The 16,923-nt window shown below is 45.2% G+C and carries 13 protein-coding genes and 2 pseudogenes; 10 read left to right on the forward strand and 5 right to left on the reverse strand.

What is annotated here, in order from left to right; all coding sequences use genetic code 11:
• The first annotated feature begins 65 nt into the window (after nt 1-65).
• On the forward strand, nt 66-275 hold the full coding sequence (locus tag DY78_RS08755) for an SDR family oxidoreductase (RefSeq protein ID WP_268872501.1): 210 nt from the start codon (nt 66-68) through the stop codon (nt 273-275).
• 12 nt (nt 276-287) lie between these two features.
• Entirely contained in the window at nt 288-1,730 is a 1,443-nt protein-coding gene (locus tag DY78_RS08760; RefSeq protein ID WP_024624235.1) for a vinyl phenol reductase, read from the forward strand.
• 63 nt (nt 1,731-1,793) lie between these two features.
• Here DY78_RS08760 and DY78_RS08765 read toward each other — a convergent pair whose 3' ends face one another.
• On the reverse strand, nt 1,794-2,648 hold the full coding sequence (locus tag DY78_RS08765) for an SDR family oxidoreductase (protein WP_082621235.1): 855 nt from the start codon (nt 2,646-2,648) through the stop codon (nt 1,794-1,796).
• Between the two features lie 143 nt (nt 2,649-2,791).
• On the opposite strand from DY78_RS08765, the gene DY78_RS08770 reads away from it, so the two are divergent.
• The gene (locus DY78_RS08770; RefSeq protein WP_024624237.1) at nt 2,792-3,673 is read left to right on the forward strand and encodes a LysR family transcriptional regulator; all 882 of its coding nucleotides are present in this window, start codon (nt 2,792-2,794) and stop codon (nt 3,671-3,673) included.
• Here the strand turns inward: DY78_RS08770 and DY78_RS08775 are convergent.
• Nucleotides 3,663-4,568 carry a helix-turn-helix domain-containing protein gene (locus DY78_RS08775; RefSeq protein WP_024624238.1) on the reverse strand — a complete coding sequence of 302 codons (906 nt, stop codon included), beginning with the start codon at nt 4,566-4,568 and terminating at the stop codon, nt 3,663-3,665. The two genes, DY78_RS08770 and DY78_RS08775, sit on opposite strands and share 11 nt — an antisense overlap.
• 121 nt (nt 4,569-4,689) lie before the next feature.
• On the opposite strand from DY78_RS08775, the gene DY78_RS08780 reads away from it, so the two are divergent.
• Both DY78_RS08780 and DY78_RS08785 read left to right on the forward strand, forming a co-directional pair.
• Complete coding sequence (locus tag DY78_RS08780; RefSeq protein ID WP_024624239.1) at nt 4,690-6,195, forward strand: FAD-dependent oxidoreductase; 1,506 nt, start codon at nt 4,690-4,692, stop codon at nt 6,193-6,195.
• A 38-nt stretch (nt 6,196-6,233) separates the two neighbouring features.
• The gene (locus tag DY78_RS08785; RefSeq protein WP_024624240.1) at nt 6,234-7,448 is read left to right on the forward strand and encodes an MFS transporter; all 1,215 of its coding nucleotides are present in this window, start codon (nt 6,234-6,236) and stop codon (nt 7,446-7,448) included.
• A 484-nt stretch (nt 7,449-7,932) separates the two neighbouring features.
• Here DY78_RS08785 and DY78_RS08790 read toward each other — a convergent pair whose 3' ends face one another.
• Nucleotides 7,933-8,628 carry a LysM peptidoglycan-binding domain-containing protein gene (locus tag DY78_RS08790; RefSeq protein WP_156093503.1) on the reverse strand — a complete coding sequence of 232 codons (696 nt, stop codon included), beginning with the start codon at nt 8,626-8,628 and terminating at the stop codon, nt 7,933-7,935.
• Between the two features lie 665 nt (nt 8,629-9,293).
• Between DY78_RS08790 and DY78_RS08795 the strand changes: the two genes are divergently transcribed.
• Together DY78_RS08795 and DY78_RS08800 are read left to right on the forward strand one after the other, a co-directional pair.
• Nucleotides 9,294-12,701 (forward strand): alkaline phosphatase family protein, encoded by a 3,408-nt coding sequence (locus DY78_RS08795; protein ID WP_033614825.1) that lies wholly within the window; start codon nt 9,294-9,296, stop codon nt 12,699-12,701.
• A 190-nt stretch (nt 12,702-12,891) separates the two neighbouring features.
• Nucleotides 12,892-14,058 (forward strand): DUF998 domain-containing protein, encoded by a 1,167-nt coding sequence (locus DY78_RS08800; RefSeq protein ID WP_024624244.1) that lies wholly within the window; start codon nt 12,892-12,894, stop codon nt 14,056-14,058.
• Nucleotides 14,059-14,232: 174 nt separating this feature from the next.
• Here the strand turns inward: DY78_RS08800 and DY78_RS08805 are convergent, their stop codons facing one another.
• Complete coding sequence (locus tag DY78_RS08805; protein WP_024624245.1) at nt 14,233-14,631, reverse strand: aggregation-promoting factor C-terminal-like domain-containing protein; 399 nt, start codon at nt 14,629-14,631, stop codon at nt 14,233-14,235.
• Between the two features lie 471 nt (nt 14,632-15,102).
• A complete protein-coding gene (locus DY78_RS08810) occupies nt 15,103-15,654 on the reverse strand; it encodes a hypothetical protein (RefSeq protein WP_024624246.1) in 552 nt (183 codons plus the stop codon).
• 154 nt (nt 15,655-15,808) lie between these two features.
• Here DY78_RS08810 and DY78_RS08815 point away from each other — a divergent pair, with 154 nt between their 5' ends.
• The 3 genes and pseudogenes from DY78_RS08815 to DY78_RS08820 all read left to right on the forward strand — a co-directional run.
• The gene (locus DY78_RS08815; RefSeq protein ID WP_024624247.1) at nt 15,809-16,249 is read left to right on the forward strand and encodes a MarR family winged helix-turn-helix transcriptional regulator; all 441 of its coding nucleotides are present in this window, start codon (nt 15,809-15,811) and stop codon (nt 16,247-16,249) included.
• A 25-nt stretch (nt 16,250-16,274) separates the two neighbouring features.
• Nucleotides 16,275-16,427, forward strand: a pseudogene (locus DY78_RS16930) (DUF6198 family protein); the annotation flags it as partial.
• Nucleotides 16,413-16,871 (forward strand): annotated as a pseudogene (locus DY78_RS08820) (poly(glycerol-phosphate) alpha-glucosyltransferase); the annotation flags it as partial. The pseudogenes DY78_RS16930 and DY78_RS08820, both read left to right, overlap by 15 nt.
• Nucleotides 16,872-16,923: the final 52 nt, after the last annotated feature.

Here is a 16,923-nt window from a genome sequence, read left to right on the forward strand (position 1 = left end):
TCAGGTTATGCTGAACAATTTGTCCAAAAATTCGGATTAAATTTGCAATCTACCCTGAAAATAATATTCGCGTTAACTGTGTGGCACCGGGCTTAACGAAGACGCCGTTAAACGAAGGCGTCTTCCTTGAAAAAATTTTACCGACCGTGCCCATGAAACGTTACGAAACGGCTGATGAAGTGGCGAAAGTCTTTGTCTTCGTTGCGAGTGAAGCGACCTTTATGACTGGGCAAACCATTTTGAGTGACGGCGGTGTGTCCGTCGGTTTGAAATAGGAGGTCAGGCATATGTGGCCAAAAGCAAAGCAATATGATTTAGTGATTGTCGGTGGTGGCCTGTCCGGTTTAGTCGCGGCAGTCAGTGCGCGGGAACAACAGTTGTCGACGTTAGTCTTAGAAAAAGGCCGCAGTATTGGCGGTGACGGCAACTATGTCGAAGGCGCAATGGGTGTTGACAGTTATTTGCAAAAAGCCGCCGGTATCGACATTAATCCGACCGAACTGTTACAAGATGAACTGGCGTATTCACATTATGAAGCCAATGCCCCGCATTTGAAAAAGTATATCGATGCGAGTGGTGGCGTGATTGATTGGTTGCATAATTTAGGGGTCAAATTCGCTAAAGTTGGGCCGCAAGGTAAGAGCTGGTCAACGATTCATACGTTTGCCGGTGGCGGGCACGCGGCCGTCCAAACGCTATACGCAAACGCTACACAAGCTGGCGCTGAATTTGTGACGAGTGTCAGTGCCCAGCGGTTACAGCAACACGATGGACACGTGACCGGCGTGGTGATTATGGATGAAAATACGGGTCAAACGCATGAAATTGCGGCGAAAAACGTCTTACTGGCAACGGGCGGTTATGTCGACAATCCCGACCTCGTTAAAACGCGCGTGGCGGATAATCACCGACTAATGGCCGTCAGCGACGGTAAGTCGACCGGTGATGGCATGCAACTCGCTTGGCAAGTGGGCGCCAAACATTATTCGATGGGCGCGATTCAATATGGGGGCGGGGCGATCTATGACAAAACCCAACCGCCGTTTGTGCATATGGCGTCACAGCTCGCCGCCGCGGCAACACAAGAAGCGATTCTGTGGGTCAACGAACGCGGGGAACGCTTTGTTAATGAAGACGTCAACGATAATATGTGCCATGCCGGCAGTGCCATCTTGACGCAAGCCCGAACGTTTTCCATTTTAGACCAGGCTGCCGTTGACCATCTGACTAACGTTGGGTTGTATAAAGAAGTGGGTAACTCACCAATCTCACCGGAAAAATTTGACCAACTAACGTCTGAAATTGACGATACGCTGAAGCAACATGCTAAGTATTTGACGTCGGCGGCGACGTTAGCCGAATTAGCAGAAAAACTAAACTTACCCGCTTTGCCAGCCACAGTCGCCCGCTACAACGACATAGTGGCGCATGGCCAAGATGCTGATTTCGGCAAGGCCGCTGACTATTTGACCGGCTTGCATCAAGGGCCATTTTACGGCGTCGAACTGGGTGTCGGCATGGCGTGTGCCCTCGGTGGTTTACGCGTTGATAACCAAAATGCAGTCTTGAACGATCATGGTTATCCAGTTCCTGGGTTATACGCCGTGGGCAATGATGCGGCTGGCATGCTGGTCGGTGACACGTATGCCGTAACGTTGCCCGGTAGTACTGCAGGGTATGCCGCCTTTTCCGGACGCAACGCTGTATTAAGCATGGTGAATGCTAGTTAAATCAAAAAATAACCGCGGTGGTTACTGAGGCAGTAATCAGCGCGATTATTTTTAGGATTGAGCTTATTTAGTGGCGGCCATCGTGGCTAACGTTTCTTGGACGTAGGTGGCGAAGGTTTTCGGTTCGCGTCCCATCAAATGTTCAAAGTCAAAGGAATTACCGACGAATGGATGGTTGCTGTGATAGGCTTGCATCCGACCGAGTTGTTCATTGGCATGGGCACTGGGGGTCACGGGCACTGGAATCATATGCACGACCGGCTTTTTACCGATTTGTTGACATAAGTAGTCAAAATCAGCGCGCATCGATTGATTGATTTTCCCACACAAATCAAATGATGCAAAGTAGTATTCGTCGTCACTGAGCAAGACTTTGGCGCCCGCCGCAGCGATGTCACTAATGGAAATCATATTGCCGGGCTGGTCCATGCCGATAAAGCTAGTATATTCACCGGTTTCAAAGGCCGAACCGGGGCCGGCTGGGAAGTGCATTTCCATGTAGGAACTGGGCTTTAAGATGGTGTAGTTCAAAGTGGACCCCATCAACATGGATTCGATTTGATACTTTTCCCAATGTTGCAATAATGGCATGACCGTATCTAAACAAGAACTGAAAACAAAATGTTTAACGTGGGCTTTTTCGGCGGCTTTAATTAGCCGTTCACCCATGCTGGGCATCCCGTCGAGCATGTCCGGTAAAATCAGAAAAATCTTATCGATGCCGGCAACTTCTTGATCGATGATATCATCACGGCGTAAGTCGCCCACGATGACTTCACTCGCACCCAAGTTTTTTAAAGCGGTTACATTTTTAGGGTCGGGATCAACCGCGCGCACTTCGACACCTGCTTGGACCAACATTGGAATTAAGCGATGGGCAATCCGCCCAAATGAAGCTGTAACTAAAACTTTCATCATGAAAACCTCCCGTAACGGATTTGTTATTTGGTTATTAGGTCACAAACTAGTACGCCTTAAATTTAATTGATATAATTGCCGGTGTAAAATAACGAAACCAAATCCTATACCATGGGGTTTGCTAATGGTAGAGGCGACTAATCATGAATCAACGGGAATTACGTTGCTTTTTGCAAGTGGCAAAAACGCAAAATTTCACAATCGCGGCGCAACAATTATTTATGACCCAACCGGCCGTTAGCGCCCAGATTACTAATCTGGAACGCGAACTCGGCGTATCGTTGTTCCAACGCGGTTATCACGAAGTTAAGTTAACGTATGCGGGCGAAGTCTTACTACCGACCGCCAAAAAAGTCATTACTGGTTTTGACCAAATGACGTTAGCGGTGACGAGTCTAAAGCAAGATCAATACGATGGTCAACCGGCGACGTTGCGAATGGGCCTGTATTTTGCTACGCCTTTAAACGCTATCTTAGATTTGATCCATCTGTTCACGGTCCAGTATCCCAGCATCCAAGTGATGACCGATGCTTATTACGGTGGGGCGGCCCTGACGGCGTTACGCCACCATGAAATTGACGTTGCCCTAGGTTTAGTGACGCCCAAACCCGATGTGACTTGGGTCCCGATAATGGGAGATGAGTTGGTAGTATTGCGGTCAGAAGATTATGTCGCCGCCACCCAGACTTCAATCGACTTAGCGACCTTAAAAGAAAAAATGCTGATCAATTTGCCAAGTAGTCCCCACGATGATTTCAGTCAACGTCAAGCCACTTTGTTAGGTCAACCAACGAACCAGTTAACGGTCCATTCGATGGCGGCGGCCTTGATGAACTTGACTTGTGCCGATGCTTATATGGTCGTTCCGCGGCGCGCGGTTAGTGAATTGCAACATATTCGGGCATTGCGGATTGCCGCCCCAACTAAGGTAACCCAGTTTAAAATCGGTTTTGCTTATTTAACGGCAGAACACGCGATAGCGACCGATGTGTTTGTGCAATTCACCAAACTCGTTAATGCTTGAGCCGTTGGTAGCCATGCTGTTCACGATAGTCACGGGGCGTCATATTGAGGGCTTTTTTGAAGACGGCAAAGAAGCTACTAATGTTTTTGTAGCCGAGTTCATAAGCGATTTCTTCAATTGTTTTACTCGACAGTGCCAGCCACCGTTTGGCTAATTCGATGCGAATGAAGGCGAGCTGTTCGGTAAAACTCTTGTCGAATAAGTTGCGACACAAGCGCGAAAAATAGTTTTTGTCGTAGCCAAAGTGGGCGGCGGTGCCTTGCAAGGTCGCAGTTTGACTATGTAAGACTAAATAATTAAAAATACTACCGGCTTGCGTATCAGCGCTGGCATGGTGAATGTCCTTGCCGGGAAAGTCTGAATCCGAGATGGAAATCGTCGCCTCATGATTGCGCAATAATTCAGTAAATAGTAAACCGACGGCCATCGTGCGTTGATAATCGACGAAGACGTCGTTTAAATCTTGGCGTTCAAGTTCGGCGATCAATTCAAAGTAACGATGCTTGATATCGTTGTCGCGATACCGATAAACGATGTAGTGCGGGTCATTTTCACCGGCATTCATCAAATCATGGACCATCGGGTTATCACCAGCAATGACCATGTTCAATGGTGTTGGGGCTCGCAAACACTCCGCGAATAAGTTTAATTCGGCCGGGGCCCCGAGGTTTTTAATGGTCATCGGTTGTTTGGAAGAGATCATAATGACGTCGTAAGGCGATAGTGACACGTATTGCCCGTTCAGAAATATTTCGGCAATCGATAAGCTCTCCACGAATCTAATGTGAAAACGTGAGCTACCATTATCATCATAATTGCTTAAACTTTTGTCAGTTTCGTCGAAATCGCTTTCTTTAAGCGCTAACGTTGACGCTACGGTAATTTTTTTGGCCATTTTTAGCCCTCACTTTCCTAAAAAGATACATTTCCGTAGTAATAAAGATATTATACACTATCTACTTGTGCATTTCGTAGCATTATACTGAATTTGCAAATCAAGTTAAGGAGTGAACAATATGACAACGAAAACAATGAACACGGACGTATTAGTTGCAGGTACTGGTGGGACTGGCTTAGCCGCCGCCTATGCCGCAGTTGAAAAGGGCTTAAAGGTATTAGTAATTGAAAAGCAACCACAAATCGGTGGCAATACTAAAATTTCAAGCGGTTTCTTTGCCATTAATTCAAAAGAACAACAAGCAGCTGGCATGCACATGTCGACTAAAGAAGCGATTGCCGAATTAGCCAGTTACAACCATTACTTATCTAACGGCGCGTTATTAGCCCGGATCGTTAACAGTTCCGCTGATACTTTGGCCTGGTTGGAAGGCATGGGGATGGAAATTAAACTCAACCCGACCGCCAATACGACTCAATTTGCGCATCGCGATAATGACTATCGGGGCGGCTCATATCACATGTATCAACATAAAGACGAAAGCTATCAACGGGTCCAAAAGACCTTGGAAGATGCTGGAGTACAGTTCCAGTTTAACACCACGTTGACTGATTTAACGATGGCGGACGGCAAAGTTACCGGGGCGACGGCAACGACCGCTGATGGTGATGACTTAATCATTAAGGCACAAGCTGTCGTCGTCGCAACAGGTGGCTATGGCGCCGATGCTAAAAAGGTTGCCAAAACCATGCACACGCCAAACTTGCGGACTTTAGGCGTGCCGAACGCCGGTGAAGGGATGAGTGCGATGGTCAAAGCCGGGGCGACCGACATTGACAGTCATGCCTTAATTCATGCCGCACAGTTAGCCAAATCTAAAGTCACGCAAAAGACTTCGGCTAAACATTTAGCGGGCTTTTCATCCAATGCTTTAACGCAATTATTATTAACGCCCCAACTGTGGGTCAACATGAAAGGGTTGCGGTTCACCAATGAAGATGTCGTTTACGACACGGTCGAATGGGCCAATGCCGCTTGGTCACAAGGTGGCAAGTACTTATTTATCGTTGACCAAGCCACGTTAGATACGTTCACGGTGGATCAAAACTCCGAAGAAGTTTCGCAAGCTGGTCCCGGCGCGGCGACTGGTCGCGGCGACTTCACCAAGTTGGCCGAAGAAGCGGTTAAAGGTGAAACGGCGTTTAAGGGTAACACCTTAGCTGAATTGGCGCACAACGCTGGTTTAGACACGGCGACCTTTGAAAAGACCGTCCAAGCCTACAATGAAGCGATTCATGCCAAGGACGATACGGAATATAGCAAGTCTGAAAAATCATTGGCATATTCGGTTGAAAACGGTCCATTCTACGCCTTTATCAGTCAAGCCGCCTATCTAGGTACGGTTGGTGGTGTCCGGGTTGATGAAAACTTAGCCGTCTTAGATGATAACTTCAAGCCAATTCCCGGGCTCTATACCGGTGGTGCCAACGCGGGTGGCTATTATGAAGGTCACAGTTATCCGGCCTATGAAGGCTTAGCTTCTGGCTTTACTTGGACGTCTGGCCGCATTGCTGGAACTAGCGCCGCCGATTACATTAAAAATGAAGCAACTGTGACCAATTAAGCCACCGTTGCCGTGAAAATTAAAAGGGGGAATCCATAATGGATACGCCAAGTCACGCACCACTTCAAACACCTAGCAAAAGTTATATTTCTAAAACCCGGATTGGGGTTTTAGCGGTTAGCTCGATGGGGATGGCGGCGTTAGCCATCACACCATCGTATGCGGCGATTGCGAAAAACTTTGCGCTCGGTAATACGAGTGTGCAAATGCTCACGTCGCTCCCAAACTTATTTATGATGTTAGCTGGTTTGATTATTGGGAAGTTAACTGCCAGCAAAATAAATCTGAAGACCTTAACGTTAAGTGCGATTGTGTTGGTCGTTATCGGGGGCTTTTTACCACTCGCGTTTAATACCAGCTTCGCGTTCTTACTATTCTGTTCATGTTTAGTTGGGTTGGGGCAAGGGGCCTGCACGAACTTATCACAAGTTTTGATTTCACAAATGTTGCCTGAAAAAGAACGACAATCCACGATGGGGTTAACGACGACCTTTACGAATATCGGTGGGATTATCTTCATCATGGGTGGTGGCCAATTAGCTGCTGCCAGTGGTTGGGTCTCAAACTACTGGATTTATATCTTCTCATTACTCGTGTTGGTGGTTGTTTTAGCCTTAGTGCCAATGCATCCAGAAGCGGTTAACGATGAAGATGAAAATGCCGGTGCCAAGATTCAATTGAACAAATACGTGTTCTATTGTGCTGCTTGGGCGTTTTTCACGATGTTATTGAACAACGTGTTGAATAACAACATTTCCTTATTTATTGCGGACGAAAAACTGGGCGCCACTTCTCAAGCCGCCTTAACTTCCACGATTTCATTAATTGGTGGGATGTTGTGCGGACTGATTGTGGGGGTCATTGGTAAGAAGTTCAAATACACCTCAATCTCAATTTCGTTCTTATTATATGGCCTTTCATATTTGTTAGTTGGTTTCGGCCATTCTTTATTCTTAGCCTTCGTGGGTAGTTTCTTCGTTGGTGCGGCGATGAGTATCGCCATGGGACAATTCCCATATTTAATTTCCATTGCAGTTGGTAAGAACAGTGTTTCGATGGCTTTAGGCGTTTACGTTGCGATTTATTCCGTTGGTGGTGTGGTTAGTCCATTCATCATCAACCCATTGACGAGTGCCGTCCAAGGTATGGGCATGAACGTCTTTTCCGTTAGTGGTATTTTAGCGTTAATCTTAGCGGTCTTATGTATCTCACTTAACTTCCAAAAGAAGTTAGTCCAAGATTCCCTGGGGTAAGTATTAGGATGTCGTTGTGCGACAGTGATAATTCCAGCTGCCGTGGCGACCGGTTCGAGCCAAAAAGCGGTCTCGAACCTCACTTTGAAGCTTGGCCAAACCCGCCAATTTCCAAAGATGCCGGTGCCGTAAGCTCGGCGGAAATCATGCCGAACTAACGGCACTGACACGGCGACTTCCATTATCACTGACGCACAACTAAATTGGTGATTGATTTAAAATGATGCGACTACAATTTGGTAGTCGCATCATTTATGTCAGTACTATTTTCGTTGGCACCAGTTCAACGTCACTTATCCGGCGACTTTCAACGTGGCTTTACTACCGTCGATTAGCTTATTCATAAGTTCGGAACTTGCTAATTTATGATTGTCATGAAAGCCGAAAGTATTGCTGTCTAATCACAATCGAAAGATGTTATTAATTGAATATACGTGCAAAAAAACGTGTCAACCAAGTGGCTGACACGTTTTTTGTTATTTGATTAGAGGGCCCAAGCTTGCATGCCTTGGACGTTGTATAAGTTAACGGCGGCGTTGACTTGTTCTTCAACGGAACCACCATTGATGTGCATGTTTTGGAATAAACCGTAAGCGCCGGATGAACTGTTCCGGACGCCGGGTTGCCAGTTGGATTCACGATTGATGATGTGATCCCAAGTTGATGCTGAGACCCCAGTGCGGCTTTCCATTTGGCCTAACACGTAGGATTTCATGTTATCGCCAGTGTATGATTCGTTACTAGTCGTTGCTTGGCTAGCAACTGGGGCACTGGCTTGCGGCGCTTCATTGATAACCGCTTGACTCGCTTGACTAGCGGGTGCTTGGCTAACCGGTGCCTGGCTGGCAGGTGCTTGACTAGCGGGTGCTTGGCTAACTGGCGCTTGGCTAACTGGCGCTTGACTAGCCGGTGCGTGATATACCGGTGTTGGGGCACTAGTAGTAGCTAACTTGCCCGTCGGAATCGTTAATTGTTGGCCTGGTAAAATTAAATGGCCGTGAATATTATTTTTCGTTTCGATTTTGTCGATGGTTGAGCCGAATTCTTGAGCGATGGCCCAAACACAATCGCCAGATTTTACGGTGTAGGTCGTGTCGGCATTAGCAGTCATAGCACCGGCAAAGACTAACCCAGTGGCAACGGCAGATGAGGTTAAGATGGTGCGCATGAATTTTTTCAAATGATCTCTCCTATGTTTTGAAATCCTAAGTGTCAAATACAGACCTGCGATGTGCATGTCTTAATCAATGCCATGAGTTTAACGGATATGTATTACCGGCAAATATCACTAGTTTTAAGAAATGACGGTAAAAATATTGCATTTTATTAGTTTTCGACATCTTCGTCACGCTTGTAATAATCAAAATAAAGCTGGCAACTACGAGATGATGCGGTTACTAGCCATTTTATTACGATATTAATATTAGAAATATTACGGTGATGCGGGCCTTAATTAATGTGTTAGTTATGTAAAATGCCGGTATCTCGGCGGTTTGTGACGACTGTTGATAGTTTATTGTGACGATTAGTTGAACGTAAATGACTAGCATATCATGGTTATTGATACAATAAATTTAACGAAAATCGGCATGCGTTGAAAATGTAAATATATGCAACCGATGTTTATAAATCCAACCAATTTATCCGATAAAAACACTTTTATTTACAAACGGATGCTTATTTATCAATGGTTTAGACACTGATTGGCGATAAGTGATTGTCGAAACTATATGCAAACTATACAAGTTCTTTACTCAGCTATGTAACGAAAATTTACATTTATTCACTAGACTTGAATTTATTGTTTTAGCGCCAACAAAAATTTAAGTGGAGTGATAAATTAATATGAAGTCTCGAGCCCTTTTAACGACCCTGACTTGTTCAGCAATTTTAACAACGACGATGACGCCGTTAGTTTCCGCAGCCCCATTATTGAATGCCCCCGCCCCAACGACGCAGAGTGCGCCGATTCCGGCAGTTGATCTTAGCAAGAATACCTTAGTGGATGTCGACTTTTCTAAGCCACAATTACAAGATTTGAAACACCCTGGTTTAGGTATCAAGACGGCGGGCCAGCCTAAACTTGGCAAAGATGCGGCCTTTGACGACCAAGTGGCGCAATTTGATGGCCAATCTGCTTATTTATTACCATACTTGGAAGATCGGTATGCGCAAATGAGTAAGGGGATGGCCATTGAAGCCTTCTTCAAAGATGATGAGATGCAAGACAGCGAACATGAAGTCTTCTCTAATCAAGAAAGCGGCGGCTTAGGTTTAGGCGTCGAACACGGCCAAGTTGTCTTTTACGTACATGTCGGGACTGGCTATAAGACGGTCAGAACTAACATCAAAAAGGGCCATTGGGTACATGCCGTTGGGATTTATGACCAACAAGAACAAAAGGCCCGCTTATATGTTGACGGTCATTTGATTGAAAGTGTGCCTGCTGCGGGGCAACTGAATGCACCTAAAGGTAATGGCTTGAAGAACTTTGTGGTTGGTGGCGATAGTGCCGGCAACAACACGGCACAGTCTTATTTAAAAGGGGCCGTTAAAGTGGCCCGGTTATATGACCGACCATTGAAGTTCAGTGAAGTCGACGCATTACATAAAAAGGCGACTGCTGGTCAACATGAAGTACAATTGGCAACACAAGCAGTTGAAACCCAATTAGTCGGACCAAAAGCAGTTGCGGCCGGCCATACATATGCCTTGAACGTGCATGCGCGGCAAACGAAACGCGGCGAAAGCACGCCCGTTGAATTCGACGTAACTTATGATGCGGCTAAGTTTGATTTTGTTAGTGCCAATCAAACTTTAGGCGGCGATAAAACTACAGTTGTTCAAACTACCCCCGGTCACTTACGAGTCACGACGACGGCGGAACTCAGCGACTTGCCAATCTATCGTTATGACAAGACTCGTTTAGCACATGTTAATTTAAAGGCCAAAACCAGTGGTCAAGCGGCAATTAAGTTTGCGGCAGTCACTAAGAACAACGATATTCAATTAGGTGACGACCAGCAAGTAACGATTCATGCCAAAGATGGTCAAGATTACAATGGCGATGGCATTATCGGCGTTGGTGATATTGCGATGGCCCCGGATGAACAACGCGCTGCCATTGCTAAAAATGCAGAAATTAAACCATATAAACACGTTATCGTGTTAACCACTGATGGTGGCGGTAACCCGTGGGATCCAGAAGGAATGTACTATGCTAATGATAACCGCGAGTTAGCGCAATGGACGATGAATCCCGCCATTTTAGCTAAGCGGAAAAATACGTATACGATGGACTTGTTCAATAAGAAGTTTGCGATGAGTACAACGGCTCATTCTGTGACACCCGCAATTTCAGCCCAAAATTATATTTCAATGTTGCACGGTCGGCCATGGAGCACGTTACCCAAGCCGTATCAATTGACTAATGGAACGGCAGCCCAATACTATTTTGGCGATTACGGTAAAGCAGAAGCGCAATTCCCATCCGTTTTCAAAGTGTTACAAAAGCACAATCCTAAACAAGGGGCGGCGGCTTTTGCTGAATGGAGACAAATCTTAAACGGTATTACGGAACCAGATGCTGCCGTGATGACGCAACCATCCGCTTCACTGAAGTCGTTCGATGATGTCGCTGACTATATCGGTAAACCTGAATTTACGAGTACATCCTTAGTTTATATGCAAAGTGATTATATGGATGGTCAAGGCCATTCTAAAGGCTGGTACAACGACAACTATTGGGACAAGTATGCCCAATATGACGGCTTGTTCAAGAAAGTCATGGATAAGTTAGAAGCAACTGGCCACGCCCACGATACGTTAGTGATTGCCAACGCCGATCACGGTGGTCACGGCACTGGTCATGGTCAAGATACGACGGAACCTAACAAAAATATCTTCTTAGCAATGGGTGGCGAAACCATTGATAGTGGTCGTCGTTTGCACGGTGGGAGTAATGCCGATATTAGTTCATTGGTTTTGAATGCTTTGCAAGTCCCACAACCAGCTTCAATGACTGGTGAAGTCTTTGATAAGACGGCCTTCTTATCACAAACGGAATTAGCGAAGAAAAAACGGGACGTTGAAGCGATTAAGGTAACCCATTCAACTAATCGGGTTGCCTTACAAGTGACGAATCCCCGGGCCGAACACGAAAATCGCGCCGCTGACATGCAATTAGATTTAGCTGGTCGTGAAGTGGACTCAATTAAGACCCCTAACGGCACCAAGATTATTCGTCAAAGCGTTGAAAAGGGTATTTTGAAGTTAACGTTGAGCTTTGACAAACAACCAACAAACGGGTTAGCAGTAATTAACTTGAAGCCAAGCAAAGTCAAAGCTGACAAGTTAGTTACGATTAAAGAAGCAATGTTGGGGACTGACCAAGGTGCGGAAGTCTTGGTTGACTTGACTAACGCTGATAAGGCCGTTGCTGAAAAGGAATTTGACCGGATGGCGGCTGCGGAAGGGTTTGGTAGTTGGATTGAGCTTGGTCAAGAACCTAACTCAAGTTCAACCAATGAAGCCTCAAAACCAAATACGGGTTCGAATTCAGTGACAGCAACACCAGGTAACGGTATTCTAGATGCACACTTGGCTCAAGATGGTAAACCCGGTAGTCACATTGATAGTGGTTCAACATTAACTGCCAATTCTGGTAGCGGTCAAAGTACTGGACAGTCCGCAACTAAGCCAAGTTATAATGCTGCTGATGGCAAACCAGGTAAAGACGGTGTCGCTGCTACACCAGGAAAAGATGGTAAACCGGGCAAAGACGGTGTTGATGGTAAGCCAGGAAAAGATGGCAAACCGGGTAAAGACGGCAAAACGGGTAAAGACGGTGTTGATGGTAAGCCAGGAAAAGATGGTAATCCGGGTAAAGATGGCGTTGATGGTAAGCCAGGCAAAAACGGCAAAACGGGTGAAAACGGAACTGACGGAAACAGTGGCTCAAGCGTCGGTAACAAAGGCTCAAATGGTAACGGCGGTTCAGGTACCAGCGGCAATACCTCAAATGGTAACGGTGGTTCAAGTACTAGCAGCAACACCTCAAACGGTAACGGTAGTTCAAATACTAGCGGCGATACCGCAAGTGGTAATGTTGGTTCAAGTGATACCAATACAAGTCGCTCAACCAGCTGGTTACCCCAAACCGGTGAACAAGTGCAATCCGCCCTCAAAGTTATCGGTGGCGTACTCTTAGCCGTGACTGGTGGGACATTGGTTTGGTTGCGTCGTCGCCACTAAAAAGGTGTTAGAGTAGTTGTTTCATGATTAATTAGTGATTCCCCATTTAATAGGTCTAAGTTACCAGTAAAATAAGCTGGAACTTAGGCCTATTTAGTTATCCTAATCATCAAGTGTGACGTTTCGTTATAAATATATTGTTACTGCAAACTTTGCTATAATTAGCCTTAACAGATATATGGAGGACCAAATGAAGAACAAAGATTATCAATTGAAAATTCCGGCTGATATCGGGGATCAGTTACAGTTGGACGAAAAAACGAATGCCAAATTAGTGATCAAACGGGGGCGCTTGGTTGTGCAACTGGAAGAATCACGTTTGAGTATTTTTCAGAAGCGCGTCTGGATTTGGCCGGTTGCTTTGGCGGTACTAGGAAGTATTGGCTTTTATATTTTTTGCGGCACGCAAGGGTTAAATTACGTCAAACTCTCGGGGGATTACTCATTAGCCACGAGCATTATCTTGATTGGGGTCGTGATGGGGATTCTACTGTTTGCGGGCTTCTTCATCCATGACCGCAATAACCCCCACAATCAATTTGTTAAAAATATTTATTGGCGAAACTTTCCGGTCATTGTCTTGTCGTTTGCGTTGATTTTGGCGCTAATCTTAATTGGTGGGATGTGGCTACTGGGCGTGCTGTTCAAAGGTGCGAGTTTTGACCGCTTTACGGCTAGCATCATTTTATTGGTATTTGTTATCGTGACTAACTTTACGATGGTCTATTTTTCGTTAATCGTCGATGCCAGTATTTTAACTACCGTGCTGACGCTGGTTATTATTAGTGGGGTGGTTATCTCAATGGCCGTCAACAACCAGCGTTACTGGTGGCAACATAACCTCAGCTTTTTAGGGACGAGTAATGCGTCGAGTGGTTGGCAATTTAACGCTACCTTGATTTTTGCCGCATTACTGATGATTGCGTTGATTGATTATCTATTCGTTAGTTTACAACATGAATTTCCAAAATCGCGCCGCTTAATTTTATTGCGACTAATCTTAACGTTAGCAGCAATTGATTTGGGGTTAGTGGGGGTCTTTCCGAACAATACGTGGTCACATGAACTACATGATCAATTTGCCATTTTCCTAGTTTATTTCATCATTGGACTAATCGTAGGGATTCGCTGGTTGTTGCCACAAATCTCGAAAGACTTCTTATATTTGTCCTATGGGATTGGCGGCGCCTTAGTGGTCGCGGAAATCTTATATCAAGGCATTGGCTACTTTTCATTGACGGCCTTTGAAATGGTGGCATTCGTGTTGGCTTTTGGTTGGTTATTGATGTTATTAGATCGTATTGAAGCGTTGGTCGATACTGGGATTGAAAGTACGATTACGCGCGAAGAAGAATAGTACCTAATGAAGTAACCGGTCAGCCATTTGTGGTGTGACCGGTTTTTTCGTTCTCGCTTAATTGTCGAAACGTGGCCAAACAAAAACCGCAACCAATTGGCTAAACCAATGTGATTGCGGTTAATTCTATGTGTGTGTAACTTTTATTCAGGCTTGCGGGACCAAATTTACTGATTAATACCAGTGGTGACTTTGCCAGAACTTCTTGGCGTTGGTCCATGAGTGGTAACGGCCGGCAACGTAGGCGTTCGCGCGACGTTCTTGGTTAACTGGTGATAAGTTACCGTGTAAGTATGACTTCAATAATTGGTAACGACCGTAACAGTTACCGTTGCGAGCGGTATAGCTGTAGCCAGATTCGCGGAACGCAATCCAGTTTTTAGCGGCTTTATTTTTCTTGGATAAGCCTTTGTTGATGTTCGCGATTTGCTTCTTTTGGCTGGCAGTCAAAGTTGAAGCTTCCGCGGTGATTGACGTTTGTGGTAAGACGTTGTCGGCAACACTGGTCATTAAACCAAAGGCACAGCTGACAATAAGTAAGATGGTTGCAAGTTTGAATTTAAAATTTTTCATGGTATGTAACTTCCCCGTTCGTATATTTCGACCCTATGCCAAGTACTATAACGGAGAAATGTTGCAGTTATGTTAACAGGCAATTACTGTGTCATTAAGAATCCTGAGTTTTACTAAAGAATTCGGCTATTTTATTGACACTGACCGGGGTTCAACACCTTTTGGGTAAGTAAGTGCTTATATTATTATGGATATAAAAATTATCGAAAAAGTCACTTTTGACATGTTTAGACCGCCATATTATTGGGTGAATCTGAGTTAAAACTTTAAGAAAAGGTTATGGACTAGACCTTCTTAGCTAACTCGGCTAATCCGGGGATACAGACCGGTGACTAATTGGTCGTGATAATGATTTGTACCGTGAATAAGTTGAGTGCTATTGAGTATAAAAATAATTATTATGTAATCAAATTGTCACATTCATGGCAATTTGAATTTGCAGGTGACTTGATTCGGTATTTTTACTAAAAATCATTGGTGCGCATGATGAATGATGACCATGTTATCCGGCATTGCGCGGACCTTTTTGACGGCATGATCGTGATTTAATTGCGTGACAATCTTGCTTAAAGTCGTGGTCGCAGTCATGTCGGGTTTAAACGAATGGACGATTAAACTGTCATAAAAAATTTTATCGTCGGTTGATATTCGGAACCAATTAGGGGCTAAGTTCTTATCGGCCGCCGTACTATTCTTGTCCGGCCGAACTAAGTGTTTCGCTTTAGGTCCATGCCCATAAATTTCGACCTGCCAGCCCCGCTTGAAGTCCGACAATTCTTGCCAGCGTTGGATTTTTGAGTGGTAGATGGCGTAATAAATGATGCTACTATATTCCAAAGCTGGTTTGCGTTTTAATTCCGCCACGGTTAATGGTTTAACTTTGGTGGCTTTAGGTTTGGTGACCTTTTTTGCGGTGACGGTCGTCTTGGTTGGTGTCGACGTGTGCGTGTGCTGCACGTAGGCCCAAGCCCCACCAAGAACGAGCACACCGACAATACTACCGATAATGATTTGTTTCCGCATAGTTATCAACTCACTTTTTGAAGTAGCCATGATTATTATCCTTTTTGTGATAAATGTCAAAACTGGTAACAGTGGGACCGCCATTGGAAAATAGTTGACAAGTCCATCAATTACGACTTTAATGGACTTATCAACTAAATTCGAGGTGCCTTAAATGACGCAAACTTTTTTGTTCAATAAATATATCGCTAGTATTTATCGGCAATCTAAAAATGAATTCAATCAACAAGTTGCGGCCCTAGATATTCGTGCCACTGAAGGGGACTTGTTATTATTCGTAGATGACCATCCCGCCATCTCACAACGGGTGATTGCCCAACAAATGGTGCTTGATCCGAGCTTAGTGGCGCGGGACTTGCGTGATTTAGTTGCCAAGCAATTGGTTACTCGGACGGTGGATCCGCACGATGGGCGCGCCCACGTCATTGCACTAACGCCATTGGGCCATCAACAAGCGACGGAGATTCGCCAAGTCATGGCCGCTTGGTGGCAGAACTTATTTGCAACCACTCCGGCTGCCGATGCGGAAACGATGGGAGCGCAATTGACCGCTATTTATGACACCCTCCAACAACGTTTGAAAGGAACTGATTAGTACGGCAAATTTTATTAAACATTATGTGACCTTGGCATGTGGGTTGACGTTAATGGCCATGGCGGTGGCCTTATCCAAACTCGCCGGACTCGGCACGTCGCCGATTTCGAGTATCCCCAATGTGGTCAGTCTGATGACGCCCTTGACGATTGGCCAAGTAACGATGGTTTTTATGGTTATTTTGATTTTGCAAAAAAATTCGAGTGTCGAACATACGGCGATTGACCGCGTTAAGTTATTTAACCGGTATCAGACGCCTGCTAAGATTGTCACCAAGATGTACGATCGACTACTCCATCGGACGATTGACGATTTTGGCGTCAAAAGTGACGAAGTTTTAAATATGTTTGACTTCTTCCAAGGAACGGCGACCGTTCCAACTAAAGTGATGCATACTGAAGATTTACATTTACCAACGGAATATGCGATCCAAGTTGGGGCAAACTTTAGTGTGATTTCCAATGGAGATGACATCATTGAAAATGTTGGCTTCATTCCAGGAACGATTGGCCGGGTCTTTTATCAAGAATATGTGGATAATCAAGGTAACTTGTTATCTACGGACTTGTGGGATTGGCGGGGCTTTAAATCTAGCACGCAATACTTCGGCCAAAACGGTAAGTGGTAGATTGTAAAATTAATCCGAACGCTGTTCGGACAAAAAAGATCAGCTT

The organism is Lactiplantibacillus fabifermentans DSM 21115 (assembly GCF_000498955.2).
In the GTDB taxonomy this organism is placed as follows: Bacteria; Bacillota; Bacilli; order Lactobacillales; family Lactobacillaceae; genus Lactiplantibacillus; species Lactiplantibacillus fabifermentans.

Bases quoted from the DNA above. Each gene is read 5' to 3' on its own strand.
- DY78_RS08795 (WP_033614825.1), top strand. From the start codon at position 9,294: ATGAAGTCTCGAGCCCTTTTAACGACCCTGACTTGTTCAGCAATTTTA.
- DY78_RS08810 (WP_024624246.1), bottom strand. From the start codon at position 15,654: ATGCGGAAACAAATCATTATCGGTAGTATTGTCGGTGTGCTCGTTCTT.
- DY78_RS08800 (WP_024624244.1), top strand. From the start codon at position 12,892: ATGAAGAACAAAGATTATCAATTGAAAATTCCGGCTGATATCGGGGAT.
- DY78_RS08785 (WP_024624240.1), top strand. From the start codon at position 6,234: ATGGATACGCCAAGTCACGCACCACTTCAAACACCTAGCAAAAGTTAT.
- DY78_RS08760 (WP_024624235.1), top strand. From the start codon at position 288: ATGTGGCCAAAAGCAAAGCAATATGATTTAGTGATTGTCGGTGGTGGC.
- DY78_RS08770 (WP_024624237.1), top strand. From the start codon at position 2,792: ATGAATCAACGGGAATTACGTTGCTTTTTGCAAGTGGCAAAAACGCAA.
- DY78_RS08775 (WP_024624238.1), bottom strand. From the start codon at position 4,568: ATGGCCAAAAAAATTACCGTAGCGTCAACGTTAGCGCTTAAAGAAAGC.
- DY78_RS08780 (WP_024624239.1), top strand. From the start codon at position 4,690: ATGACAACGAAAACAATGAACACGGACGTATTAGTTGCAGGTACTGGT.
- DY78_RS08765 (WP_082621235.1), bottom strand. From the start codon at position 2,648: ATGATGAAAGTTTTAGTTACAGCTTCATTTGGGCGGATTGCCCATCGC.
- DY78_RS08815 (WP_024624247.1), top strand. From the start codon at position 15,809: ATGACGCAAACTTTTTTGTTCAATAAATATATCGCTAGTATTTATCGG.
- DY78_RS08805 (WP_024624245.1), bottom strand. From the start codon at position 14,631: ATGAAAAATTTTAAATTCAAACTTGCAACCATCTTACTTATTGTCAGC.